The organism is Paractinoplanes ovalisporus (assembly GCF_016834655.1).
Taxonomy (GTDB): Bacteria; Actinomycetota; Actinomycetes; order Mycobacteriales; family Micromonosporaceae; genus Actinoplanes; species Actinoplanes ovalisporus.
In genome coordinates, this window is the sequence record NZ_JAENHP010000023.1 from 105,775 (window position 1) to 128,877 (window position 23,103).

General features: G+C 71.3%; 24 protein-coding genes and 1 pseudogene. 10 read left to right on the forward strand and 15 right to left on the reverse strand.

Annotated features, from left to right (window positions below; all coding sequences use genetic code 11):
• Positions 1–5: 5 nt before the first annotated feature.
• A complete protein-coding gene (locus JIG36_RS41910) occupies positions 6–674 on the reverse strand; it encodes a TetR/AcrR family transcriptional regulator (RefSeq protein ID WP_203382375.1) in 669 nt (222 codons plus the stop codon).
• 91 nt (positions 675–765) lie between these two features.
• Between JIG36_RS41910 and JIG36_RS41915 the strand changes: the two genes are divergently transcribed.
• Positions 766–1,800 carry a hypothetical protein gene (locus JIG36_RS41915; RefSeq protein WP_203382377.1) on the forward strand — a complete coding sequence of 345 codons (1,035 nt, stop codon included), beginning with the start codon at positions 766–768 and terminating at the stop codon, positions 1,798–1,800.
• Positions 1,801–1,805: 5 nt separating this feature from the next.
• Entirely contained in the window at positions 1,806–3,620 is a 1,815-nt protein-coding gene (locus JIG36_RS41920) for a lysylphosphatidylglycerol synthase transmembrane domain-containing protein (protein WP_203382379.1), read from the forward strand.
• Here JIG36_RS41920 and JIG36_RS41925 read toward each other — a convergent pair.
• Both JIG36_RS41925 and JIG36_RS41930 read right to left on the reverse strand, forming a co-directional pair.
• On the reverse strand, positions 3,526–4,038 hold the full coding sequence (locus JIG36_RS41925; protein WP_203382381.1) for a SigE family RNA polymerase sigma factor: 513 nt from the start codon (positions 4,036–4,038) through the stop codon (positions 3,526–3,528). The two genes, JIG36_RS41920 and JIG36_RS41925, sit on opposite strands and share 95 nt — an antisense overlap.
• A 32-nt stretch (positions 4,039–4,070) precedes the next feature.
• On the reverse strand, positions 4,071–4,703 hold the full coding sequence (locus tag JIG36_RS41930; protein WP_203382382.1) for a hypothetical protein: 633 nt from the start codon (positions 4,701–4,703) through the stop codon (positions 4,071–4,073).
• A 153-nt stretch (positions 4,704–4,856) separates the two neighbouring features.
• On the opposite strand from JIG36_RS41930, the gene JIG36_RS41935 reads away from it, so the two are divergent.
• A complete protein-coding gene (locus JIG36_RS41935; RefSeq protein ID WP_203382385.1) occupies positions 4,857–5,750 on the forward strand; it encodes an SIMPL domain-containing protein in 894 nt (297 codons plus the stop codon).
• Here the strand turns inward: JIG36_RS41935 and JIG36_RS54710 are convergent.
• The 3 genes and pseudogenes from JIG36_RS54710 to JIG36_RS41950 form a co-directional block, all read right to left on the reverse strand.
• Positions 5,639–6,256 (reverse strand): annotated as a pseudogene (locus tag JIG36_RS54710) (alpha/beta fold hydrolase); the annotation flags it as partial. The gene JIG36_RS41935 and the pseudogene JIG36_RS54710 overlap by 112 nt on opposite strands.
• 282 nt (positions 6,257–6,538) lie before the next feature.
• Positions 6,539–7,213 (reverse strand): DUF6891 domain-containing protein, encoded by a 675-nt coding sequence (locus JIG36_RS41945; protein WP_203382389.1) that lies wholly within the window; start codon positions 7,211–7,213, stop codon positions 6,539–6,541.
• A 29-nt stretch (positions 7,214–7,242) separates the two neighbouring features.
• Positions 7,243–7,818: a TetR/AcrR family transcriptional regulator gene (locus JIG36_RS41950; protein WP_203382391.1), complete on the reverse strand. Its 576-nt coding sequence runs from the start codon at positions 7,816–7,818 to the stop codon at positions 7,243–7,245.
• Between the two features lie 90 nt (positions 7,819–7,908).
• Here JIG36_RS41950 and JIG36_RS41955 point away from each other — a divergent pair, with 90 nt between their 5' ends.
• Both JIG36_RS41955 and msrA read left to right on the forward strand, forming a co-directional pair.
• On the forward strand, positions 7,909–9,291 hold the full coding sequence (locus JIG36_RS41955) for an MFS transporter (protein ID WP_203382393.1): 1,383 nt from the start codon (positions 7,909–7,911) through the stop codon (positions 9,289–9,291).
• A gap of 113 nt (positions 9,292–9,404) precedes the next feature.
• Positions 9,405–9,911: a peptide-methionine (S)-S-oxide reductase MsrA gene (msrA, locus tag JIG36_RS41960; protein WP_203382395.1), complete on the forward strand. Its 507-nt coding sequence runs from the start codon at positions 9,405–9,407 to the stop codon at positions 9,909–9,911.
• Here the strand turns inward: msrA and JIG36_RS41965 are convergent.
• From JIG36_RS41965 to JIG36_RS41985, 5 genes are all read right to left on the reverse strand, one after another.
• Positions 9,908–12,016, reverse strand: coding sequence for an EAL domain-containing protein (locus JIG36_RS41965; protein WP_236049273.1), 2,109 nt, complete (start codon positions 12,014–12,016; stop codon positions 9,908–9,910). The genes msrA and JIG36_RS41965 overlap by 4 nt on opposite strands.
• A 97-nt stretch (positions 12,017–12,113) precedes the next feature.
• Entirely contained in the window at positions 12,114–12,890 is a 777-nt protein-coding gene (locus JIG36_RS41970) for an endonuclease/exonuclease/phosphatase family protein (RefSeq protein WP_203382397.1), read from the reverse strand.
• Positions 12,891–12,926: 36 nt separating this feature from the next.
• A complete protein-coding gene (locus JIG36_RS41975) occupies positions 12,927–14,423 on the reverse strand; it encodes a phosphatase PAP2 family protein (RefSeq protein ID WP_203382399.1) in 1,497 nt (498 codons plus the stop codon).
• A gap of 10 nt (positions 14,424–14,433) precedes the next feature.
• Positions 14,434–15,480, reverse strand: coding sequence for a YihY/virulence factor BrkB family protein (locus JIG36_RS41980; RefSeq protein WP_203382401.1), 1,047 nt, complete (start codon positions 15,478–15,480; stop codon positions 14,434–14,436).
• Positions 15,473–16,387, reverse strand: a complete 915-nt coding sequence (locus JIG36_RS41985; RefSeq protein ID WP_203382403.1) for a diacylglycerol/lipid kinase family protein — start codon at positions 16,385–16,387, stop codon at positions 15,473–15,475. Before JIG36_RS41985 ends, JIG36_RS41980 begins: the two co-directional genes overlap by 8 nt.
• A 115-nt stretch (positions 16,388–16,502) precedes the next feature.
• Here JIG36_RS41985 and JIG36_RS41990 point away from each other — a divergent pair, with 115 nt between their 5' ends.
• Entirely contained in the window at positions 16,503–17,279 is a 777-nt protein-coding gene (locus tag JIG36_RS41990) for an MBL fold metallo-hydrolase (protein ID WP_203382405.1), read from the forward strand.
• The gene (locus JIG36_RS41995; protein WP_203382407.1) at positions 17,276–17,869 is read left to right on the forward strand and encodes a DedA family protein; all 594 of its coding nucleotides are present in this window, start codon (positions 17,276–17,278) and stop codon (positions 17,867–17,869) included. Before JIG36_RS41990 ends, JIG36_RS41995 begins: the two co-directional genes overlap by 4 nt.
• A gap of 295 nt (positions 17,870–18,164) precedes the next feature.
• Here JIG36_RS41995 and JIG36_RS42000 read toward each other — a convergent pair whose 3' ends face one another.
• Positions 18,165–18,533: a hypothetical protein gene (locus JIG36_RS42000; RefSeq protein ID WP_203382409.1), complete on the reverse strand. Its 369-nt coding sequence runs from the start codon at positions 18,531–18,533 to the stop codon at positions 18,165–18,167.
• Positions 18,534–18,703: 170 nt separating this feature from the next.
• Between JIG36_RS42000 and JIG36_RS42005 the strand changes: the two genes are divergently transcribed.
• On the forward strand, positions 18,704–19,048 hold the full coding sequence (locus JIG36_RS42005) for a VOC family protein (RefSeq protein WP_203382411.1): 345 nt from the start codon (positions 18,704–18,706) through the stop codon (positions 19,046–19,048).
• A 352-nt stretch (positions 19,049–19,400) separates the two neighbouring features.
• Complete coding sequence (locus tag JIG36_RS42010) at positions 19,401–19,673, forward strand: hypothetical protein (protein ID WP_203382413.1); 273 nt, start codon at positions 19,401–19,403, stop codon at positions 19,671–19,673.
• 163 nt (positions 19,674–19,836) lie between these two features.
• Here JIG36_RS42010 and JIG36_RS42015 read toward each other — a convergent pair whose 3' ends face one another.
• A complete protein-coding gene (locus tag JIG36_RS42015; RefSeq protein WP_203382415.1) occupies positions 19,837–20,403 on the reverse strand; it encodes a hypothetical protein in 567 nt (188 codons plus the stop codon).
• Positions 20,400–21,356 (reverse strand): serine hydrolase, encoded by a 957-nt coding sequence (locus JIG36_RS42020; protein WP_307873131.1) that lies wholly within the window; start codon positions 21,354–21,356, stop codon positions 20,400–20,402. Before JIG36_RS42020 ends, JIG36_RS42015 begins: the two co-directional genes overlap by 4 nt.
• A gap of 147 nt (positions 21,357–21,503) precedes the next feature.
• Between JIG36_RS42020 and JIG36_RS42025 the strand changes: the two genes are divergently transcribed.
• Positions 21,504–22,523, forward strand: a complete 1,020-nt coding sequence (locus JIG36_RS42025) for a methyl-accepting chemotaxis protein (protein WP_203382417.1) — start codon at positions 21,504–21,506, stop codon at positions 22,521–22,523.
• Positions 22,524–22,577: 54 nt separating this feature from the next.
• On the opposite strand, the gene JIG36_RS42030 is transcribed toward JIG36_RS42025, so the two are convergent.
• On the reverse strand, positions 22,578–23,084 hold the full coding sequence (locus tag JIG36_RS42030; protein WP_203382419.1) for a DinB family protein: 507 nt from the start codon (positions 23,082–23,084) through the stop codon (positions 22,578–22,580).
• Positions 23,085–23,103 lie beyond the last annotated feature (19 nt).

Here is a 23,103-nt window from a genome sequence, read left to right on the forward strand (position 1 = left end):
TCCGATCAGTTTCCGGGCGGGGTGCGGTCCGCCGGCACCGCTGCTCCCACCGTTTCCGTTGCTCCCGCCGTTTCCGCGAACAGGGCGTTGATGCCGGCGGTGTAGGCGGCCGGCTCGGTTCCGCTGATCAGCAGGTGCTGCAGGACGAACCCCTGGACGAGGCCCAGCATGGCCGCTCCGACGTGGTCGGGATCGGTGTCGGCCGGGAGCAGACCGAGCTGCTGCCGGCGGCGGGCGATCTCGGCGCACTGGCCCCGGAGTCGCAGATAGACCGAGTCGGCGCGGGCGGCCAGGCTGGGATTGCGCAGCGCCTCGGCCCACACCTGCACGCCGACGCGGGTGAAGTCCACGCCGGTCTTCGGCTCGTTCACCAGCCGGGCGGTGATCTCCTTGATCAGCACGGTGACGGCGTGGGCCGGGGCGGGGGCCGCGTCGTCGGCGAGCAACTGCGCGAACACCTCGTCGGCGGCCGACAATGCGGTCTCGGCCACCGCCGCGATCAGGTCTTCCTTGCTGGGGAAGTACCGGTAGACGGCCCCGGCCGACAGACCGGCCTCGCCGATGATGTCGGCCATCGAGGTGGCGTGGAACCCGTTGGCGGAGAAGAGCCGGGCGGCGGCCGCGAGGATCTCGGCGCGACGGTCGGCCCGGTACTGCTCGGAGACGCGTGGCATGCGCCGATGTTAAAAGCGAACGTTCGTTCTTGACAACCGGGAGCGTCGTGCGCAGACTAAAACGAACGTCCGTTCTTTTGGAGGAGACCCCATGTCCGCCCAGACCAAGCCCTCGCCCTGGTCGAAGGTGCTGGCGTCCGTCGCCCTGCTCACCGTCATCGTCAGCGTGCTTCTGACCGCCTTCGCCTGGCCGTCGGTGCGGTCCTCGGTCCACGACGTGCCGATCGCGATCGCCGGCCCGGCCGCCGCCACGGCCCAGGTCACGGCCGCCCTCGAGCAGCGGATGCCGGACGCGTTCGACATCACCACGGTCGGCAGCGGCGCCGCGGCCGAGCAGCTGATCCGCGACCGGGAGGTCTACGGCGCGATCGACGTCAGCGGCGGCAACCCCCAGGTTCTGACCGCCACCGCCGCCAGCGCCTCGGTCGCCCAGACCCTGCAGGGCATCGGCACCGCCCTCGCGCAGGCCCAGGCCCAGGGCAGCAGCCCGGCCGTCGCGGTCCGCGACATCGTCGCCCTGCCCGCCGACGACCCGCGCGGTGCCGGCCTCGCCGCCGGAGCGCTGCCGCTGGTCATGGGTGGTCTCCTCGCCGCCGTGCTGCTCACCAACCTGCTCAAGGGCACCAGCCGCCGGGTCGCCGGCGCGCTCGGGTTCGCGGTCGCGGGCGGGTTCGCGCTGACCGCGATCCTGCAGTTCTGGTTCGGCTCGCTCGACGGCTCCTACCTCGCCAACAGCGGCGCGGTCGCGCTCAGCATCGGTGCCACCTCGTTGACCCTGCTCGGCCTGGAATCGCTGCTGGGCTATCCCGGCTTCGGCCTGGGCGGCGTGCTGATGATGCTCGTCGGCAACCCGCTCTCGGGCAGCGCGTCGGCCCCCGAGATGCTGCCCGGCTGGTCCGGCGTGCTCGGCCAGTTGCTGCCGCCCGGCGCCGGCAACCAGTTGCTGCGCTCCACCGCGTTCTTCGACGGGCACGGGGCCACCCACTCGATTCTCGTCCTGAGCGGCTGGCTCGCCCTCGGCGTCGTACTGTGCCTGCTCGGTGGCCTGCGGTCCCGCCGGGCCGCCGTCCGCGCGGAAGCCGGAGCGGGCCAGGCCACCCCGTCGCCCGTTCCCGCCGCGGCCTGACCACGATGCCCCGCCGACAAACCCGCACCTGGGCGCGGCGGGGCGCCGTGGCCGCGCTGATCGCCCTGTTCACGGCCGAGCTCGTCGCCGGATGGCCGGCCCTGACCGCGGCGGTGTCCCATCTGAGCGCACCCCGCCCCGGCTGGCTCGCGGCTGCGGTCGCCGCCGAGGTGGTCGCCATGGCCATGTACGGGCGGATGCAGCAGTTCCTGTTGCGCTCGGCCGGCCTGCGCGTACCCGCGTACCGCAATATCGCCGTGGCCTACGCCGCCCACTCGCTCAACGAGACCCTGCCCGGCGGCCCGGCGTTCTCCACCCGGTTCAACTATCAGCAGATGCGCCGCTTCGGTGCGACACCGGCCGTCGCGGCGTGGTGCATCGCGCTCTCCGGCATCCTGTCGACCACGGCCCTCGCCCTTGTCACCGCGGCCGGGGCGCTCGCCTCGCAGCAACAGCCCCGGTGGTACGGCCTGGCCGGCCTGATCGCGACCGTCGGCCTGATCATCGCCGGGGTGCGGCTGGTGACCCGCAGACCCGATGTCGTGCACGCGCCGGCCCGGTGGTCGCTGGCCGTGGTCAACCGCTGGCGCCGCCGCCCGGCCGAGGACGGCTTCGACCGGGTCCGCGGCTTCATCGGGCAGCTGGGCGCGGCCCGTCTCACCGCCGGCACGGGCACCGCCGCCGCCGTCCTCGCGGTTCTGAACTGGGGGCTGGACGCCGTCTGCCTGTGGATGTGCCTGCGGGCGGTCACCGACGACCCGATCAACGCCACGCAGGTCCTGCTGGCCTTCTGCGCCGGCATGGCGGCCGGAACGATCACGATCGTCCCCGGTGGACTCGGCATCATCGACAGCGCCCTGATCCTGGGCCTGGTCGCCGGCGGCCACGACACCCCGGCCGCGATCGCTGCCGTCGTGCTCTATCGCATCATCAGCTTCGGTTTCATCATCGGCGCGGGCTGGATCACCTGGTTCCTCATCCGGCGCCGGCAGAGCTCAGAAATCCGGCGCCGGCCGGGCTCAGAAATCCGGCGCCGGCCGGGCTCAGAAGTCGATCGTCTGGAGGATGGACCGGCCGGACGTGCTCAGCCCGGTGTCGCCGACTCTCAGTTCGCCGTCCGGGCCGCGCAGGGAGAAGGCGCCGGCGTCGCCCTCGAGGACGACCTGCCAGGTCTGGGCCGCGTCGCCGGGGCTGCACGGCTGCAGGGACAGCTGGACTCCGGCGGTGGCCGCCACGCACATGGTGGGCTGGGCGACCGGGATGATCACCACCCGGTTCGGGGCCGAGACGGGGGCCGGCACCAGCTTCAGCTCGGTCGTGTCGTCCCTCGTGGTGCCGGTGAAGTCGACCACGCCGTCCGGGGCGACCTGCATCCACAGGTCGCCGGCGTCGTCCGGGACGTCGAGCAGCACGCTGGTGTTCACGTCGACGGTCGCGTTGCGGAGCTGCGTGACGTTGGACGTCACCGTCGGGCGGGGCGGGCTCGGGGCCGACGTCGTCGCGCTGGGCGCCGCCGGTTGGAGCGGGCGGTCGGGGGTGCCGCCGTCGCGGGTCACGAGGGTGCCCACACCGGCCGCGGCGATCAGGACGGCGGCGAACGCGGCGGCGGTAGTGCGGTTACGACGGCGGCGGTCGCCGCGACGGCGGATCTCGGCGGCGGGCGCGAGGCTCGTGGTGTGCTGCAGATGATGCGCGTACGCGTCGAGGCCGTCCTGAATGTGGTCGTCAGGCATCGCGGCGCTCCCGGCCCGTCTCGAAGGTGTCACGGTCGCTCAGATGGGCGGCCAGGGCCCGTCGGCCGCGGGCCAGCCAGGTGGTGACCGTGCCGGCGGGGATACCGGTCTCCTGGTGGATCTCGGCCACGCTCAGGCCGGCGATGTGGTGCAGAACGATGACCCGTCGCTGGTCGGCCGGAATTTTACGCAACGCCGCGACGATCGCGACATGGTCGGGGCCCAGCTCGTCGACGCTCTGATCGGTCGCCTCGCGCCAGTGGGCCTGGATCCGGTTGACCGCCTTGCGCCAGGCGCTCACCGCGAGACGGTAAGCGACCTGGCGCACCCAGGCTTCCGGGTTCTCGTAGCGGCTGACCTTCGCCCACCGGTTCCAGGCGCGCAGGTACGCCTCGGCCACGGCGTCCTCGGCCTCGCTGCGGTTGCCCACCATCATGGCGACGTGGGCCAGCACGCGACGCGAGGACATCGCATAGAAGGTGTCGAAGTCCTCGGCGTCGCGCATGCGGGAGGGAACTCCGTCGATCCGGGCGAGGGTCAGCTCGCGTACTTGATGGTCTGCAGTCCGGTCCGGCCCTGGCCACTGGTCGTGATCTTGCCATTGTCGACGCGAATGATCCCGTACGTGCCGCGAAGTTCGAATTGCCCCGAGTCGCCGGCCGGGACAACCGTGAAGACCTGCTGCGTACGCCCGGTCCTGCAGACTTCCAGCTTCAGTGCGGCACCCTTGGTGTCGGCCACGCAGTAACCGGCGCCGAGGTCCTCGTTCCAGAACGGCGGCTTGATCAGCACCTTGTTCCTGCCCTTCACGGGCGCCGGCTTGAGCGACATCATCGTGGAGTCGAGCCGCTTCGTGCCGGTGAAGTCGACGACGCCACCCTTGCCGACCTGCAGCCACCGGTTCACGCCGTCGTCGGCCACGTCGATCAGCACACCCTCGTTGATCGTGATCCCGAGCCGGACGAGCTGGCGGACGTCCGAGGTCGGCGTCTTCTTCGGCTTGGGCTTGGGCTTGGCTTTGGTGGCCGCTGCCGTGCTCGCCTCCTTCACCACGTTCGCGACCGGTGAGGTGACGGGGTCGGGCTGGGCGGCCGGCTTGGCGTTGCTGCCGCAGGCCGTGAGGCTGACGGCGCCGAGGACGGCGGTGGCTCCGAGCACGATCGAACGCATGGGGTGACTCCTTCATGTGGGGGTGTTATGCCACGGACACGCCCCACGCGGAGTTCTGATTTCACGGTTCAGGTAACGAAAAGATCACGACCATTTCCGCGGTACGGGCTCAGGTCCGCCACTTTTGCTAAATGGACATATAACGTAGAAGGTATGGAAAAGGACTTCAAGGGCGTTGGCACGGTCTCAGCGCTGGTCGCGGTCTCGGCCGCGCTGGTCGGGGTCTTTCCCGCGGTCGCCTCGGCTGCTCCGGCTGCCTACTCCCCGGCTGCGTCCTCCCCGGGAGCGCGGGCAGCGGTCTCCCTGGCAGCGCCGGCTGAGTTCTCTTCGGGGGCGCGGGCTGCGGTCGTTCCGGCGGCGCGGGCCGTTCCGGCGGCACGGGCTGCGGCCGTTTCGGTGGCGGTCGATCAGCCGCGGGAGAGTGTGCAGGTCACCGGCCAGGGCGTGGTGTTCGGCGAGCCCGACACGCTCAACGCCGACTTCGCGATCGAGACCACCGCCCCCACGGTCGCCGAGGCCCTGAGCCGCGCCACCACGGCCACCACCCGGATGCGCGACGCCCTGGTCAGCGGCGGCGTGGCCAAGGCCGACCTGCAGACCTCGAACGTCAACGTCACCGCGACCCGCAAGGACAACGGCCCGATCACCGGCTACACCGTGAACCAGGGCCTCACCGCGAAGATCCGCAAGCTCGCCCAGGGCGGCGCCCTCATGACAGCCGCGATCAAGGCCGGCGGCGACGCTTCCCGGCTCAACGGCGTCGCGTTCACCATCGAGGACGACGCCGCACTGCTGGCCGAGGCCCGCAAGAAGGCGTTCGCCGACGCCCGGGCCAAGGCCACCCTCTACGCAAGCGAGGCCGGCCGCCCCTTGGGCCGCGTGGTCCGCGTGACCGAGGCCGACATCCCCAGCTGGCCCCAGGGCGGCCAGGACCGTTACGCCGCCGCCGACGCTTCGGTCCCGCTCGAGCCCGGCCGCCAGCGCCTGACCGCAACCGTCACGGTCGAGTGGGCCCTCGGCCCAGCAACGGCCACCCCTCGCCCCTGAACCAAGCCGGCACGGTCGAGTCGACCCCCGGCCCGGCGACGGTCTGCCCTCGCCCCTGAGCAAAGTCGGCACGGTCGTCCCAACCCCAGCGACCAGGCCAGCCCCTCCCACTTCTGTCCACATTCCTGAGTTGTCCACAGCGCGCACCGGCATCGCCCGTGGAGATCGCCATTTCCCGTCACACTGGGCGGGGACCGAGGCCCCCAGGGAGGGTGGGATATGCGGTTGGGAACAGCCCCTACGTCAAAGCCCGGAGCGCCAAGCGGGCTCGGTGACCTTGCCGGGACGGGCGCCCCGGGCGGCGGGGCGGCGATGAGCACGTTGACCGACTCGTCCTTGCCCGGGGCGAAGGCGGCGATGTAGACGAGGCCGGCGACACGGGGATCAGTGCCGGACTCAGCGACGACCACGCCGCCGTACGAGAGGCCGACCAGCACCGCGGGTCCGTCGATGTCGTCGAGGACCTGCTTGACGGCGGTCACGTCAGCCTGGGCGGCCGAGGCGTCGCGGCGATCGCCACGGGTGCGGGTTCGGCGACATCAGCGGCGTCAACCGGGCGTTCAAGGCCGCGTACGGAACCACCCCGAGCGACATGCGCCGCCGGACCGGGGGCTGACACCAAGGATTTGGCGGCGCACAGGTGGCCTTGCGTTCCCGGCCGGATCGCGTCGCCCACCCGCTCAGCCCGGAGGGCCGCACGTCACCGGACAGGTGCTCCGGGACGCGGACGCCGCGGGCGCAAAGGCGAGGCCGAACTTGTCCTGACGGCCTGGATCACGCGCCGGCGGTTACTCGACCGGGGTGTACCAGTGGGCGCCCGTCACCAGGATCCGGGTGGACTGTTTGCGGTTCCAGGTGGGGGTCATGCCGTGGCTGCGCAGCACCGGGAAGACGTGGTCGTCCATCAGGCTCTCCACGTCGGCCTGATAGGCGGCCTCCTGCTGCTTCTGTGACAGGGCGCCGTAGGCGGTCTCGTCGAAATCCTCCGGCGGATAGGCGCCGTAGCCGAGGTAGACCGAACCGTTCGTGCTCGTGACCAGGGACTCGGTGTCCTGTTGGTGGTACCAGAGGTAGCCGCGCCAATGGCGGGAATCGTCGCGCTCGTCGTGGATCTCGGCGGCGGCGCAGGTGCCGCAGCAGGTGAAGTTCTCGCGGGCCAGGACGCCCCGCTCGTTGAGCTCGTCGAAGGCCAGCGTCAGGTTGCTGCGCACGGGACCCCACGAGCGCTGCTGGGAGCGGCGGGCCTCCAGGGCGGTCTCGTAGGCGGCGGTGAGCTCGTCGTCGGTGAGGCCGTGGCGCTGTTCCTCGTCCTCCATGTAGTCGACGAAGTCGGCCGGGTCGTCGTCGCCGCGCACGATCCAGGACCAGATCTCGTCCTCGATCTCGGTGCGGGCGGTCTCCGCGATCCGGTCGGGCACGAAGCGGACGTCGGCGGGACGGTTGTTGTACGGCCACTCGTTCACGCCGGGATCATGGCACGCCTGGGAAGCGGTCAGGAAGCCAGGATCGATTGCACGGTACGGGTGACGACCTCGGCCACGGCGGCCTCCCGCAGGCGGCCGGTCCGCAACTCCTCGGCGGCGCCGTGCAGGACGTGCTGGATGACGTTGACCAGCCAGGTGAGCGGCAGGTCGGTGCGGAACACGCCCTCGTCCTGACCCCGCCGGATCAACGCCTCGATGCGGTCGGCGGCCCCGGCGTGCAGGTCGCGGATGCGGCCCTCGGGCAGCACCTTCTCGGCCGCCGCGAGCAGGGCCGCCGATTCCGACACAAGGGACCAGCTGGACGCCAGCAGGCGGGACAGCGCGTCGCGCGGGTCGCCGGTCAGATCCACTGCGGACAGCGTCTCCTCGCCCGCCCGCAACGCGTCGACCAAAGCCGCCTCGACCAGATCGGGACGGGTCTTGAAGTGGCCGTACACCGTCATCCGGCCCACCCCGGCGGCGGTGGCGATGTCGTCGACGGTGGCGTCCGGATCGCAGCTCAGCGTGGACCGGGCCGCGGCGACGATGAGGGCGATGCTGCGTTCGGCGTCGGCCCGGCGGGCGCGTGTTCGGGTGGGAGCCACGTCACCGATCTTATCTCGTACGGGAATGTACGAGTTATGCTGCCGGTTATCTCGTACAGGTGAGTACGAGTTAGAGCCCGGAGGCTGATCATGACACCCCACCCCCTGCGCTGGCGGATCCTCGGATTCCTCGGGATCGCCCAGCTCATGCTGATCCTCGACGTGACCGTGGTGGCGATCGCGCTGCCGTCCATGGGCGCCGATCTCGACCTGAGCCGCGAGGCCCTGACCTGGACGGTGAGCGCCTACACCCTGACGTTCGGCGGCCTGATGCTGCTCGGCGGGCGCATCGCCGACCTGGCCGGGGCCAAACGGGTCATGCTCACCGGACTGCTGATCTTCACCGCGGCCTCCCTGGTGGCGGGTCTCGCCGGGTCACCCGGTTCGCTCCTGGGCGGCCGCATCGCCCAGGGCGTCGGCGCCGCACTACTCTCCCCCGCCGCGTTGTCGCTGGTCATCGGCTTGTTCGACGGCGACGAGCGGAACCGCGCCCTGGGTGTCTGGTCGGCGCTCGGCGGCGGTGGGGCGGCGCTCGGCGTGCTGCTCGGCGGCCTGATCACCGCCGGTCCGGGCTGGCCCTGGGTGTTCTACGTCAACGTCCCGGTCGGTCTGATCGTCGCGTTCGTGCTGGCCCGCCGGCTGCCGTCCAGGTCAACCCCGGTTTCCCGTACGCGTCTCGACCTGCTCGGCGCGGCGCTGGTGACCGCTTCGACCGCCGCCGTGATCCTGGCCCTGATCGGGGCGGGCGACCGCGGCTGGCTCTCTCCCGTCACCGGCCTGCTGGTGCTGGCGGCCGCGCTCGGCTACCTGGCGTTCGTGGCCTGGCAGCGGCGTACGCGGGCTCCGCTGATGGACGTCCGCCTGCTGGCTCGCCGCCCGGTGGCCACCGGCACGTTCCTGATCCTGCTGGCCACGGCGCTGATGATCGCCGTCTTCTTCCTGGGCACGTTCTATTTCCAGCACGCCCGCGGCTTCGGCGCCCTGACCACCGGCCTGCTGTTCCTGCCGGTGGCGGTCGCCACGATGCTGGCCGCCCAGCTCACCGGTCGCCTGATCGGCCGGCTCGGCGCCCGCCCGCCGGCGATGGCCGGAACCGCGATCGCGGCCGTCGGCATGACTCTGCCCGCGTTGTCCCTGCGGACCCCGGCCGTGCTGACCGGCGTCGTGATCGCCGCGGCCGGCACCGGGGTGCTGTTCGTGGTCGCTTCGGCCACCGCGCTGGGTCAGGTCGCTCCGCACGAGTCCGGCATCGCGTCGGGCATCGTCAGCACGTTCCACGAGTTCGGGGCGTCGCTGGGTGCGGCCGTGGTGTCCAGCGTCGCCGCCGCCAGCATCACCGGCACCACCCTGGCCGGTTTCGAGAACGCGTTCCTGGTCGCCGCCGTCGTGGCTGCCGTGAGCGTCGTCATCGCGGGACTGCTGACCCCGCCCCGCACCACGGTCGAGCCGGCCGGCGCCCGCCCGGTGCATTGAGCGACAAGGGCAGAAGCGGCGCGAGCAGGAAGTGGCGGAGGTGACAGTGGCTGGATTGCGTCGGACGAGGAACGCTGGAGAGCGGCACGAACACCGAACCGAGGAGTGATGGCATGGCGCAGGAGAAGGCGATTCTCGCCGGGGGCTGTTTCTGGGGGATGCAGGACCTGATCCGCCGCCGCCCCGGGGTGATCACGACCCGGGTCGGTTACACCGGCGGGCGGGTCGAGAACGCGACCTACTACAACCACGACGGCCACGCGGAGGCCATCGAGATCACTTTCGATCCGGCCCTCACGTCGTACCGGGATCTGCTCGAGTTCTTCTTCCAGATCCACGACCCGACGACGCTCAACCGCCAGGGCAACGACGTCGGCACCAGCTACCGGTCGGCGATCTTCTATGAGAGCGACGAGCAGAAGCGGGTCGCCGAAGACACGATCGCCGACGTCGAGGCGTCGGGGCTGTGGCCGGGCAAGGTGGTCACCGAGGTGACCGCGGCCGGGCCGTTCTGGGAGGCCGAGCCCGAGCACCAGGACTATCTGGAGCGCATCCCCGACGGATACACCTGCCATTTCCCCCGCCCCGACTGGAAGCTGCCGAAGCGCGCGACCGCTTAGGCCCCGCGCTGGAGCGGTAAGTCGTCGGCCCGGGTGATCAGGGTGCCGCGGTGCTCGTCGTCGCCCCGCACCAGGGCGGCGATGCGCTCGCACACCTCGGGCTGCAGCCGGCTCAGCGTGGGCCGGGCCGGCTGCTGCGTGATCCAGCCCTGCACGTGCCGGATGCGCTGGTCGTAGATCTCGCGCAGCGTGAGCGGGGACTCGTCGTCGACCCCCTCGACGATGACGACCCGCGGCGCGTGGCTGGCGTGCCGGGCCGTGTCCATCACCAGCGACAGCTCCTTGGCGGCCAGCGGGTGGTGCAGGATGGCCCGGTCCACCTTGATCTGGGTGAGCGGCAGCTCGGCCATGCGCGACAGCGACGCGTAGCCCTCGCCGAAGTCGTCGACGGCGAACGCCACCCCGACGTCGCGGGCGATCGCGGCCAGCCGGTTGTGGAAGTACGCGTGCGGCGCCTCGGCCCACTGCTCGCCGCGGCGGGGCTCGATCGGGTCCTGTTCCGAGATCTCCAGGGTGATCGTGGCCGGGTCGATGCCGAGCTCCGCGATGGCCGAGCGCAGCACTTCGACGTACGGGTCGCTCAGCAACGACCGGACGGCGACGTTGATCGACAGCGGTTTGGGCCGGCCCCACGGCCCCTCGGCGTGCGCCCGCGCGTACGCCGTCAGCGCCATCCGCAGGATCACCTTGTCCCGCTCGACGACGAACCGGTCGCCCCACACCTCGGCCAGCCGCAGCATGGCGACCGGGGCCCGCGAGTCGGCGGACGAGCGGCGGGCCAGCGCCTCGTAGCTGTGCACCTCGATCCGCCGGGCCGTCTTGCCCAGCGTGATGACCGGCTGGAACACGACGCAGTAGGACTCCAGCACCCGCCGGTAGAGCTCGAAGCAGTGCTCGAACATCGCGCCGGGCAGCCGGCCGAACGCGCCGCGCAACGCGGTCAGCACCTCGATCTCGGCCTCGTCGGGGGACGCCGCGAAATCCGTACGCCAAATTGTCTCGAGGATCTTGGCGAGGGGCTGGCCGAGACCGAGCAGCTCGGGCGCGGGGTCGACCAGGGCCAGCAGCAGCGACCGGCCCTCGGCGTGGCGCAGCGGCACGCACAGCACCGTGCGGTGATCGTCGTGCACGGTGTGTCCGAACCAGTCGGCGCCGGGCGGGAAGCGCAGCATCGGGCGGATCGCCTCGAGGTCGAACCGCTTGCTGGAGTCGATCGGCTGGAACCCGCCGGCGGTGTATTCGAGCAGCGCCGTCGAGTGGGCCTTGGTCGCCGCGCGCACGTATTCGACCCGCGAGGGGGCGGCCACCCCGGCGTCGGCGCGCGTGCCGGACGAGCGCGGCGCAGCGTGGCGCGGCATGCGGGCGTGTTGGGACAGCCGCCGGATCAGTCGCATGATCTCGCCGGTCGAGGTGTCGAGCGGGTTCGCCAGCGGCAGCACGGCGGGCGCCGGATCACCCGCGGACCCGGTCAGCACCGTTCCCTCACCCCACGACGGTCCCGCCACCTGCGGCGACAACCCCTGTTCCCGTACGGCGGAAGTCAGCGCCCCGAAGGTGACGCGCTGCTCCCGTCGCAGCGTGGCGAGCACGTGCGCGGTGAGCACGCCGTGGCCGATGACCGGCGTCTCGCGCTCCGACGCGTCTTCGGCGCAGGACACCAAGGCGCTGTAGCGACGGCTCTGCAGGCTCGGCAGTCCCGAGGGGCCGACGGCGTCGACGACCAGCACGGCCGCCCCGGGGAAGAAGTCGAGGACGTCCCGTTCGAGAAATGCCATCCGAAGCCCCAAGTCGGGATTTTCGGAAAGCGCCGTTTCATCCAGATCGGGCGTGACCAAATAGGTCTCCGAACCGCGACTCCACATCGGGTTCAGTGTCGATCCGGCGAAATAGACGAAGAGGACATCGGTCTTGTCGGCCCGGGTCGCGATCTGGCGGAGAGCAGTCTTGACGTCACTGGCCGTCACCTTCGGGCCCGTGAACAGCCGGGCGTCGAAGCCTTCGAGCTCGAGCAGCTCGTGCACGGCCTCGGCGTCGCGTTCGGCGAAGCGCAGGCGGGAGTAGGTGTCGTTGACACCCACCATCACCGCGAAGCGCTGATTGGCCATCGAACGCCTCCGGTTTCGTGCACTCCCTCACTGGAGTGCTTCCGAGTGCGGCGTTCGCTGATCCTAGCGATCAGCTCGCGCGTTTCAAGTCGATCATCTAAGACAATTCCACCCGTACGGGGTAATGGTCGGAAGCGAACTCCGTCTCATCTCCCCGGACCACCACCATGTCCTTCGCGCCCTCGGCGATCCGCGGGCTCGCCATCACGTAGTCGAGGCGCATCCGGGAGAACTCGCGACCGCCGCCGCGGGTGGTCGGCACGGTCAGCGGCGACCCCGAACCGGCCACTTTCCACAGGTCGGTGAACCCGGCGTCGACGAACGCGGCCACCGCCCGGGTGTCGGCCGTGCCGTCCGCGGCCAGGTGCCGGGCCTGCAGGAAACCGGGCTGCGGCCGCAACGTCTCGGTGTGGTCGGTGCCCGGGTCGAGCCCGTTCAGGTCACCGGCGACGATCGTGGGCATCTTCGCGGGGTTGTAGCGGTGAGCCAGCCAGACCGCCTCCCGCCGGCGCCGGGGCGGCGAGAACGGGTTGAGGTGTGTGCTGACGACGCGCAGCCGACCAGCCGGGGTCGCCACGGTGACGATCGCGGCCGCGTGATGCAGACGCCAGCGCACGGCCGCCCGTTCGACGATCTCGAGCGGTTCCCGTACGAGGACAGCGACCGGCTGCCCGAGGAAGGAGCGCGCCAGGTGGGCCGTCATGCCGGTCGCCCCGGCCAGCTCCCGCATGACCCGGCCGTCGTCGCGGTCGAAGCCCCGCAGTTCCTGCAACGCCAGCAGGTCGGGCCGTTCCCGCCGGATCACCGTGGCGATCGCGTCGAGCCGCCCCTTTCCGCCGGTCTTGATGTTCCAGGTCATGAAACGCAGCGTCATGTTGGCTCCCCGGTTGCGGCACGGACCGCCTGTTCGTCAGGCCGCAACCGGCCGGTGCTGATGCTGGTGTTCCGCCACCACGGCGGCTTCCTCGGCGGCCTCGCTGACCGTCTCGGGTTTCTCGTTCGGGCGCATGATCCAGTAGAGCGCGCCGACCCAGCACGCCGTCAACAGCGTCGCGCCCATGACGTCGGTCGGGTGGTGCATGCCGCGGTACATCCGGGACAGCGCCACCAGCGCCGGCATCAGCACCGCGAGCACCGGGAAGACCCAGCGCCACCACTGCCGTACGCGGGGCATGGAAACGACCGCGATGGCGACCCAGAGGCACATGGTGGCGGCGATGTGACCGGACGGGAACGACGAGGTCGGCATCTGCCCGTCCAGCTGCTCGACCGGCGGACGCGGCCGCCCGACCGCGGCCGCGCTGGTCAGGAACAGGGTGATCTCACCGACCATGGTGAGCACGATGAACAGCACCGGCCGCCACTGCCGCCACAGGGCCAGCGCCAGCGGACAGAAGACCAGGCAGACGATCAGGATCGCGTGGGTGTCGCCCGCCTTGGAGGCGAGCCAGCTCAGGTCGTCCAGCCGCTCGGTACGGAACGTCTGCAGCCACCGGTTCACACCCTCGTCCCACGAGCCGAACGCGGTGCCGGGCGTCCACTTCGTCAGGGCGTACCCGACGAAATAGAGGATCCCGAACGTGAACACCCAGCCGACCAGGATCTCGGCGCCCTTGGCCCACGGGTGGGGCAGCACCTTCTCCTCGGCCGGGGCGGGCGCGAGGTCGTCGGAGGCCTCCGGCTCGAGCCCGTCCGTCACGGCCGGCACCGGGTGGCCGGCCTCGCGGCGCCACACCCGGAACGCGTACGCGGTGACGCTGATCCACGCCAGGCCGAGCATCCAGCCGGCCAGCACGTCGGAGAGGAAGTGCACGCTCAGGGCGATGCGGGTCAGCCCGACGGCCACGATGACCAGCGCGGCGACGCCGAGGATCCAGCCCTTCCAGCGGCCGCGGGTGGCCGAGAGCAGCACCAGGGCGAGCGAGCCATAGACGATCGTGGTTCCCAGGGTGTGCCCGCTCGGGAAGCTGTTGCCCCCGCCGAACGCCACCGGGTCCGCGACCACCGGCCGTACCCGTCCGACCAGGGCCTTGAGCGACGGATCGAGCACCATCGCGCCCAGCCCGGTGACCGCCAGATAGATCGCCAGGCGGGGGCGCCGCCGGATCAGCAGCCACACCACCACCATCGTGACCAGCGGGATCAGCACCCCCCGGCCGCCCAGCGAGGTGATCGTGGTGATCACCTTGACCACGGCCGGGTGCGGCGCGACCAGGTCGTTCATCCGCTCGGCGATCGACTGGTCGAGGCTGCGCAGCGGGCTCCAGTTGGAGCGCACGAGCAGCAGCAACGTCCCGAACGCGAGCCCGGCCAGCACTACCGCGGCCAGCCCGGCCACACTGCGTTCGGCGAAATGCCGCACCGGGGCCCACCCGGCGCGTTCCACCACATGCTTGTCGTCCGTCACATATAGGGCTTTACCCGGAGCGCTTCTCCCGTACACCGCGCCCGACGCGGGCCGCCCGACGTGGCCGGGGCTTGCTCCGCTTCGTCTTGGGCTCGTCCGGGCTCGGCTCCCATTTGTCCTGCAGCGCGGGCCGTTCGACCCCGACCCGGGCCGCCTCGAGCTGGGCCGCGAACGCGATGCCCAGGAACAGCGCGATGCCGGTGAGGTTGGCCCAGAGCAACAGCGCCATGATCGCGGTCAACGGCCCGTACGTGGCGCCGAAGTTGCTGCCGAAGCGCACGTACCCGGCGAGCAGCAGGCTGGCCAGCCACCACAGCGCGGTCGCGACCACGGCCCCGAACAGCAGCCAGGAGTAACCGGGCTGCCGCCGGCGCGGCGAGTACTTGAACAGCAGACCGACCGCGAACACGATCAACAGCAGGCTCAGCGGCCAGCGGACAAAATCCCAGGCCACCCGTACCCCGTCGTCGGCCCACGGCCAATGTCGCGCGGCCGCGTCCCCGAACGCCCGGCCTCCCACAAGCAGCAGGAAGCCGAACAGCGCCGGGATGCCGGCGCACACCGCGAGCAGGCCGGCCCGGATGTACTTGAACAGCGCCGGCCGGTCCCGCTCGACGCCGTAGATGCGGTTCGCGCCCCGCTCGATCTGCGACATCGCGGTCATCAGGGCGGCCAGACCGGTGATCAGACCCAGCGTCAGCGCCACCTCCCCGGCGTCGCTGCTGCTCTCGCTGTCTTCCAGCAGCTCCCCGACAAGCGGATCGCTGGCGCCCGGGGTCAGTTCCAGGATCGTCTCGGCCACCACCCGGCCCCCGTCCTCGGCGCCCAGGTCGGCGGCCAGACCGGCCAGGGCGATGAGGAACGGGACGATCGCCAGGCAGAGCTGGAAGGCGAAGGCCCGGGCGTGGCTGAACCCGTCGCCGTAGCGGAACCGGATGAACGCGTCGCGCAGCAGCGGCCAGCGGCCGTAGTGCCAGAGCGCGTGGACGGCGTCGTCGGCCGAAAGCTCGTCCCCCCGCATGTCCTTCGTCTCGGGGACCGGCTCCGTACTACTCACGGGCCGCCTCACGGATGTCCTCGGCCGCTTCGGCCGCGACGCTCACGTCGTACGCGAGATCGGGGTCGCCCTCGGGCTTGGGCACGCTGAGCAGCAGCGCCTTCGGCTTGACCGAGATCTTGAGGGTGCGGCCGGGCTCGATCAGGTCGCCGTCGAGCTGCCGGGGCTGGAAGCTGCGGGACTGGATCTCGATCTTGGACGCGGTGTACGTCTCCATCAGCGGCACCCGGTCCCGGCGGCGGATGACGCCCCAGGCCAGCGACACCCAGTGGGCCAGGTTGTTCGGGCTCAGAATGGCCACGTCGAGCTGCCCGTCGGCCGGGTCGGCCTCGGTGAGCAGGCGGACCCCGCCCTGCAGGCGGCCCACGTTGCCGACGATCACCGTGCGGGGGCGGCGCGGCATCGGCGGACGGTCGTCCAGCACGATCCGGGCCCGCATCGGCCGGTCCCGCAGGTGCTTGAGCGCGCCACCGACGTACGCGACCCAGCCGATCCGCTTCTTGGCCTGCTCGGAGGTGCCCTCCAGCATCTGGGCGTCGAAGCCCATGCCGGCCATCACCACGAAGCTCTTGCCGTCGCAGACGCCGACGTCGATGCGGCGGCGGCCGCCCTCGATCGCCACCTGCATGCCGGTCGCCGCGTCGGTGCCCAGCCCCAGGTTGGCGGCCAGCAGGTTGCCGGTGCCGGCGGGGAGCACGGCCATCGTCACGTCGGTGCCGGCCAGCGCGGACACCACCGCCATCACCGTGCCGTCGCCCCCACAGGCGAAGACGAGCTCGGCCCCGTTCTCGATCGCCTGCTTGGCCTGCCCCTCACCGGGGTCGTCGGGCGTCGTCTCGTAATAGGCCGGCTCGGGCCAGCCCACACTCTGCACTCCCTCGCTGATGACGCGGCGAAGAAGGTCCATATCTGGCACTTTGGTGGGGTTCACGACGACTGCGCTGCGGGGTCCCGTCACGCGGCACAGTTTGCCCGGGGGAGGTAACAGCTGAAACTCCTCCGCGGATCTGTACCGTTGGTTCGTGAGCACGACGTCGGTCACCTGGTGGGGTCACAGCACGGTGTGGCTCGAAGACTCGGGCACGACCCTGCTCACCGACCCCGTGCTCACCGACCGCGTCGCCCACCTCAAGCGGATGGCCGGTCCCACTCCTGAGCTGCCCGGCGTGCCCGACGCGGTGCTCCTGTCCCACCTGCACGCCGACCACTTCCACGTGGCCTCACTGCGCCGGCTCGGCGGAAGCCCGAAGCTGATCGTCCCGCGCGGCGCCGGGTCGTTCGTCGCCCGTTCGATGGGCCTCGAGGCGGCTTCCCGCACGGTCGAGCTCGCGCCGGGCGAGGAGACAACCGTGGGTTCCGTACGGGTGAGGGCCGTCCCCGCCGCCCACGACGGCGGCCGCGGTCCCTGGTCACGCGACCGGGCGATCGCCATCGGCTTCGTCACCGAGGGCGCGGCCCGCAGCTGGTACGCGGGCGACACCGGCCTGTTCGACGAGATGAGCGACCTGGCCCCGCTCGACCTGGCCCTGATCCCGGTCGGCGGCTGGGGCCCGACGCTGGGCTCCCACGGCCACCTCGACGCGGCCGCCGGCGCCGAGGCCCTGCGCCGGGCCAAGGCGTCGTGGGCGGTGCCGGTGCACTACGGCACCCTGTGGCCGATGGGCATGGGCCGGGTCCGGTCGCACATGTTCCGCGAGCCCGGGGCGAACTTCGCCCGCCTGGCCGAGCGCACCGCCCCCGACTCGGTGGTCCGGGTGCTGGCGCCGGGCGAGACCCTGACGATCGGGCCCACCGCGTGATCGCCACCCTGGGCGCGCTGGCCTGGTTGTTCGCGGTCGTGGCGTTCGGCGCCATCCTGCCCATCGTCCCCACCGGAGCCGCGGTCAGCGGCGCGGCGGCCCTGGCCTTCCACGAGCACCACCCGGTGACCATCGTCTTCGTCATCGCGGCCGGTGCCGCCGGCGCCTACGTGGGCGACCTGGTCATGTATGCGATGTGCCGCTTCGGAGGCGAGAAGCTGGCCCGGCGCCTGCGCTGGCTGCGCGACGAGGAACACCTGACCGCGGTCAAGGAGAAGCTGAACAACAGCCAGATCCCGGTGCTGCTGGTCTCGCGCCTGATCCCCGGCGGCCGCGTGCCGGTCCTGCTGGCGGCGGCCTTCCTGGGCATGCCGTGGCGCACGTTCGTGGTGGCCAACGCCCCCGCGTGCGCCTTGTGGGCCGGCGTCTACGCAGCCATCGGCGTGGCCGGAGGTTCCATCTTCCCCGAGCCGTGGGAGGGCGTGGTCGCCGCGGTCCTCCTGATCCTGATCGTCAACCAGACCGTCTCGTGGATAACCAAGCGCCGCGAGGCCCGAGCCGCCGCGACGGAGTCCCCTTCGGAGGCCTGAGGCCGCCGCTTACCGCGCAGCCGTCGGGTCGATCAACTCCACCGACACGCTCCAGCCCGGCGGAACCGGGACGTCCGCGCGCAAGAGCACCCGACAACACCGTCACCGGCGCTTCGACGTTCGCCCGACCGCTCATAGGTGGAGCGCGGGCCGGCGGGCGAGAAGCTGGCCTACGTGCGCATGTTCGCGGGCGAGCTGTCATCATCCGGCCGCGCCGTCGTCACCCCACCGGCCTTCCCTGCTCCGCTGCCTTCCCGACTCCCCCGTTTCCCGCCTCTCCCTGCTCTTCCCGCACTCACCGACGAGCGGGCGTCGGGTCGATCAGCTCCACCGACACGCTCCCATCCGGTGGAACCGAGATGTCCGCGCGCAAGGCACGCGACAGCACGGGCGACGACGCTTCGACGCCGGCCGGCCCGCTCACCCCGTCCGGCAGCGCGATCGCCACGCCACCGCCCTCATCGGTGACAGCCGTCCCCCACGACCGGTCACCGGCCAGCACACGAACCTGAACTCCGCTGACCGCGGCCTTGAGACAAGTCGCCGACTCGGCCGCACACAACGTCACGAACACCTTCGCCGTGACACTGCGTCCGTCATCATCACCCGACCGACAGCCGGCCACGCCGACCGCCAGAGCCGCCACCGTCAGCCCGGCGGCCAACCCGGGCAGGCGTGTGCTTCGCGGCAACGTCGCGCCTCTCCCTTCAAAGCCTCAACCTGCGATTTCCAGCCGAGCGTACGCCGCGAGCAGACGGCGAATCGGGTTATCCACAATCGAGAGTTATCCACAGCGGCCACGGCGCGGCGGCCGGAAATCCCTACCATGCGGGGATGTCCATCGACCTGTACGCCGGCATTGCCGTCAGCGACTATCCGACCGCGCTCGCCTGGTACACGCGGCTGTTCGGGTCGCCGCCGTCGTTCGTCGCCGGGGAGACCGAGGCGGTGTGGGAGCTGGCCGAGCACCGGTCGGTGTTCATCGAACAACGACCCGAGCACGCGGGTCACTCGCTCCACACGATCTTCGTCGACGACCTCGACGCCTTCGTCGGTCACGCCGCCGAGCGGGGTGTCGAGCCCGTCCGGCGGGAGACCTATCCCAACGGCGTACGGAAGGCGGACTTCAAAGACCCCGACGGCAACGAGTTGAGCTTCGGCGGCGCGCCGCTGAGCTGACGGGCTCGACCGCTCCCCCGTGCCGGGCCCAATAGCTGACGGGCTCGACCGCCTCCTCATGCCGGACCCGATAGCCGACGGGCTCGACCGCTTCGCCGTGCCGGACCGACAGGTGTCGGAGGCGGCCGCGTCCCAGGAAAGGGGCGGCCGCGTCCCAGGAAAGGGGCGGCCGCGTCCCAGGGAAAGGAGCCGCCGCGTCCCAGGGAAAGGAGCCGCCGCATCCCAGCGAAAGGAGCCGCCGCGTCCCAGCGAAAGGAGCCGCGGCATCCCAGGGTGAGGACACGCGACGGTGCCCCGGGCAGGGCAGGGCCGCCGCGTGATAGACAACCTCTCATCGTTTCGAGGGGGAGCCTTGATCAACACACGTACCTGGCTGGCTGCGGCCGCCATCGCTGCCGCTGGAGGGTTGGCTGCCGCGTGCGACCAGCCCGCCGATGCCGCCCCGGCCACCCCCGTGACGACCGTGCAGACACCGCCGTTCGAGCCGGGGCAGGCTCTCCCCGATCTGCCGGAAGACGGCGCGGCCGCGCCCGCGGGGCAGCGGGGGCAGCGCAAGGCCGCCCAGAAACCCAGCGACGCGGACATTCTGGCCCCGCCCGTCAAGCCCATCCCGTCCACACGGTAGGAGCGCGGACCCCGGCGTCCGCGTCACCGGTGGCGCCCGGGCCGCCGTCGCGAACGGCGATGAAGTCGGGATGGCCGGGAGTGTCGATCAGGTTCGGCCGCAAGCTTCCCGCGCCGGCGACCGCGTCGCCGGTCCCCCGGCTGAGCTGACGAAGGCGCCGCCCTCAATCCCACCGGTTGAACAGCAGCTCGCCGACGGTGGCGGGCTGCCAGTAGCGGACCTGGGTGAGTTCGTCGCGGCCCAGAGAGGTGAGATCGGCTCGGGTGATGTCGGTGTCCAGTTCGGCCGGGGTGAGCACGCGCAACCCATCGAACGCGGCGCCCCACTCCTCGAGCGCGTCTCCGTCGAGCGCCGGCCATTCCTCGGGGCGGTCGTCGGACAGGAGCGCCCCGAGGTCGGAGCGGCGCTGAGTCAACGCGGCCCAATGGGCCGGCTTTCTCGACCCGGAACCGGTGTCGTCCGTCCCGCTGCCGGGCGCGTCTACGTGTTCGTCCGGCTCAGCTGCGGCCTCCCGGACGGTCGCCCACGGGAGCACGGCGTGGTGAAGGACGGCCACCCGGCGTACGGGGAAAGCGAACTTGGCCACCGCGAAACTGGACGCCGCACCGGGCGGGACGATCGACTCGACCCGGCCCTGGAAGGCGCGCGCGGCCCGGTGGCAGGCGGTTTTGAAGGCGCGCAGGTCGAGGGTGTGCGGGGCGAAACTCGTCGCGCCGGGCGGGAGGATCAATATTTCAGGTGCTGGCGGGTGAGCTTGGCGACCTTCTGCACCGAGGTGATGCCGCCCGACATCGTGGCGTTGTCGTGGGAGAGCACGGCGATCGACACGTCGGTGGTCGGACCCGTGATGCGGCCGACCGAGTTGATGATCCAGCGGTAGTTCTCGGTCGAGCGGGACAGCCAGCCGTTCTTGACCGTGAACTTCTCGGTGCTCCTGGCGGCGGCCGGCACGCCCCAGTCCTGGCTGTCGTCGACGGTGCTCATCAGCGTGTATGCCAGTTTGCGCGAGTCGGCGTCGAGCGGGCCGGACGTGTCGACCAGCTCGGAGAGCAGCTTGACCTGGTCGTTCACGGTCGTGCGGGTCAGGCCCCAGGCGCTGTTGACCTTGGTCTCGGTCAGGCCCAGCCGCTTGTTGCAGGCGCCGACGCCGGACGCGCGGCCGAGCTTGGCGAAAAGGGACGTCGTGGCGTCGTTGTCGCTGAGCCGGATCATCCGCTTGGCCAGGGACAACTCGGTCGACGTGAGGTCGCGGCGGGCGTCCTGGGCCTTGAGCAGCAGACAGGCGAGCACCTGCACCTTGACGACGCTCGCGGTCTCATACTTCTCGGTTCCGCGATACGAGTAACGCTGGCCGGTCTTGCGGTCGAGCACCGCGACCGAGAACTCGGGGGCGGTCGCGGCGTACTTCTTCAGCGCGGCGTCGAGGGCTTTGACCCGTTTGGCGCGTTCCTGCGCTGCGAGTTCGGCCGCGCTCGGCCCGGTCGGCGTCGGGGCAGCCTGGGCCCGCACCGTGGACCGGGCGGCCGAGGTCGGCGCCGCGGCCGCGTTGACCGCCGCGTTGTTGAACGTCCCGACGACCGGATTGCCGGAGTCGTTGCGCATCATGCCCACGCCGACCAACCCCGCACCCCCGAGGAGTCCCACCGTCGCGATCGCCAAGATCCAATTTCGCGTACGTCGCACGCCTGCCATAGTGCCGTGTCGCGCCGGTTCATGTGCGTCCTAGCGTGGTTCGCATACGAGATTGACAGAGACTATCCACGTACGGCGTATCTCCGCTCACCCCGGGTGACCGCCGCCGGGCGTGACGTTCTGTCGCATGATGGAGGCATGGGTTTCCCGTTGCTGTCCCCGGCCGCGATCGCCGAGCTCGCCCGTTCCGCCGTAGGCCAGGTGGTCGAAACCGCGGCCGCGGTCGCCACCGTTCCCGTACGGGTGATCGGCGTCCTCGGCCAGACCGAACTCCTGGTGAGCCGGGTCACCATGCTGGCCGACGAGGCCGAGGCCCTGATCCACCGCGTCACGGCCGTGGTCGAGGCCGCCGAGACGACGGTGACCGAGGCCCGCACGATCGCCGCGGCCGCCTCCGACGTGGTCGGCCAGGCCGTAGCCATCAGCGCCCGAGCCGACGTGGTCGTAGGCACAGCCGAAGACATCAGCTCCCGAGCCGGCGTCGTCGTCGGCACCGCCGAGAAGATCAGCTCCCGCGCCGGCGTCGTCGTCGGCAGCGCGGAAGAGATCAGCACCCGCGCCGGTGCGGTGGTCGGCGCCGCCGAAGAGATCAGCGGGCGGGCCGGCGTTGTCGTCGGCACGGCGGAAGAGATCAGCGGCCGGGCGGGCGTGGTCGTGGGCACCGCCGAAGAGATCAGCACCCGGGCCGGAACGGTGGTCGGCGGCGCTGAGTCGATCAGCAAGCGCGCCGACGGCGTGGTGCTGCGCGCGGTCGGCATCTCCGACGCGGCCGAGGGCGTGGTCGGCCGGGCCACCGAGGTCAGCAACCGCGCCGAGGGCGTGGTCGACCAGGCCGAGGCCGCCGCGAAGGAGGCCACCCGCCTGCTGGAGGCCTACTCGGAAACGCTCCTCAAGGGCGCCCCTCTCGCACAGCGCTTCGTCAACGAGCTGTCCCCCGAGGAGGTCACCGCCGCCATCCGGATGATCGACCAGCTTCCGACCCTGCGCGCCCACCTGGTCGACGACGTGATGCCGCTGCTCGGCAAGCTCGACCAGGTCGGCCCCGACCTGCACAAGCTGCTCGAAGTCACCGAAGACCTGCACCTGGCGATCGCCGGCCTCCCCGGCCTCAAGCTGCTCCGCCGCCGCGGCGAGGAGCGAGTCGAGGAGTCCCGCTGACCGAAAGATGACGCCGACCCGCGCGTGTCCCGCAACCGCGACGAGCGCGGCTCGTCAGCGCGGGTGCGGAGCGCGGCGGACCACGTCGAGCATCAGGTCGAGGTGGCCGCAATGCTGGGCCGTCTCGCGGATCATCTGCACGAGCATCCAGCGCAGGCTGACCGGGGCCTTCCCGAACGACGGCTGTGCCGCGCGATGGTCCAGGTCGTCGAAGCGCGCGGTCGCGGCCCGGCTCCGGTCGCAGGCCGCCCGGTAGAGCGCCCGCAACGACGCCACCGAATCGTCCCGCGCGGACTCCCACGCCCAGGTCTCGTCGTCACCCGTCGCCTCCCACGGCGGCGGGTAGCTCGCGCCCAGCAGCCGGCACGTGAACCAGAGGTCCTCCATGTGCGCGAGGTGCTTCACGATGCCGCCGATCGTCATCTCGGTGGCCGGAAGCAACCGCGCCACGGCGGCCTCGTCGCTCAGGCCGTCGAGCGCCGCCAGCACCATCGCGCGGTGCTGATCGAGGAACTGGACCAGCGTCTCCCGCTCGGGCGGGTGCAGGTGTGAGTAGTCCATCAGACCTCGACGATAAGCC

Coding starts and splice junctions, on each gene's coding strand:
- JIG36_RS41910 (WP_203382375.1), bottom strand. CDS start 674: ATGCCACGCGTCTCCGAGCAGTACCGGGCCGACCGTCGCGCCGAGATC.
- JIG36_RS42005 (WP_203382411.1), top strand. CDS start 18,704: ATGTCCATCGACCTGTACGCCGGCATTGCCGTCAGCGACTATCCGACC.
- JIG36_RS41930 (WP_203382382.1), bottom strand. CDS start 4,703: ATGCGTTCGATCGTGCTCGGAGCCACCGCCGTCCTCGGCGCCGTCAGC.
- JIG36_RS41915 (WP_203382377.1), top strand. CDS start 766: ATGTCCGCCCAGACCAAGCCCTCGCCCTGGTCGAAGGTGCTGGCGTCC.
- JIG36_RS41970 (WP_203382397.1), bottom strand. CDS start 12,890: ATGACGCTGCGTTTCATGACCTGGAACATCAAGACCGGCGGAAAGGGG.
- JIG36_RS42025 (WP_203382417.1), top strand. CDS start 21,504: ATGGGTTTCCCGTTGCTGTCCCCGGCCGCGATCGCCGAGCTCGCCCGT.
- msrA (WP_203382395.1), top strand. CDS start 9,405: ATGGCGCAGGAGAAGGCGATTCTCGCCGGGGGCTGTTTCTGGGGGATG.
- JIG36_RS41955 (WP_203382393.1), top strand. CDS start 7,909: ATGACACCCCACCCCCTGCGCTGGCGGATCCTCGGATTCCTCGGGATC.
- JIG36_RS41925 (WP_203382381.1), bottom strand. CDS start 4,038: ATGCGCGACGCCGAGGACTTCGACACCTTCTATGCGATGTCCTCGCGT.
- JIG36_RS42030 (WP_203382419.1), bottom strand. CDS start 23,084: ATGGACTACTCACACCTGCACCCGCCCGAGCGGGAGACGCTGGTCCAG.
- JIG36_RS41920 (WP_203382379.1), top strand. CDS start 1,806: ATGCCCCGCCGACAAACCCGCACCTGGGCGCGGCGGGGCGCCGTGGCC.
- JIG36_RS41985 (WP_203382403.1), bottom strand. CDS start 16,387: ATGGACCTTCTTCGCCGCGTCATCAGCGAGGGAGTGCAGAGTGTGGGC.
- JIG36_RS41935 (WP_203382385.1), top strand. CDS start 4,857: ATGGAAAAGGACTTCAAGGGCGTTGGCACGGTCTCAGCGCTGGTCGCG.
- JIG36_RS41965 (WP_236049273.1), bottom strand. CDS start 12,016: ATGGCCAATCAGCGCTTCGCGGTGATGGTGGGTGTCAACGACACCTAC.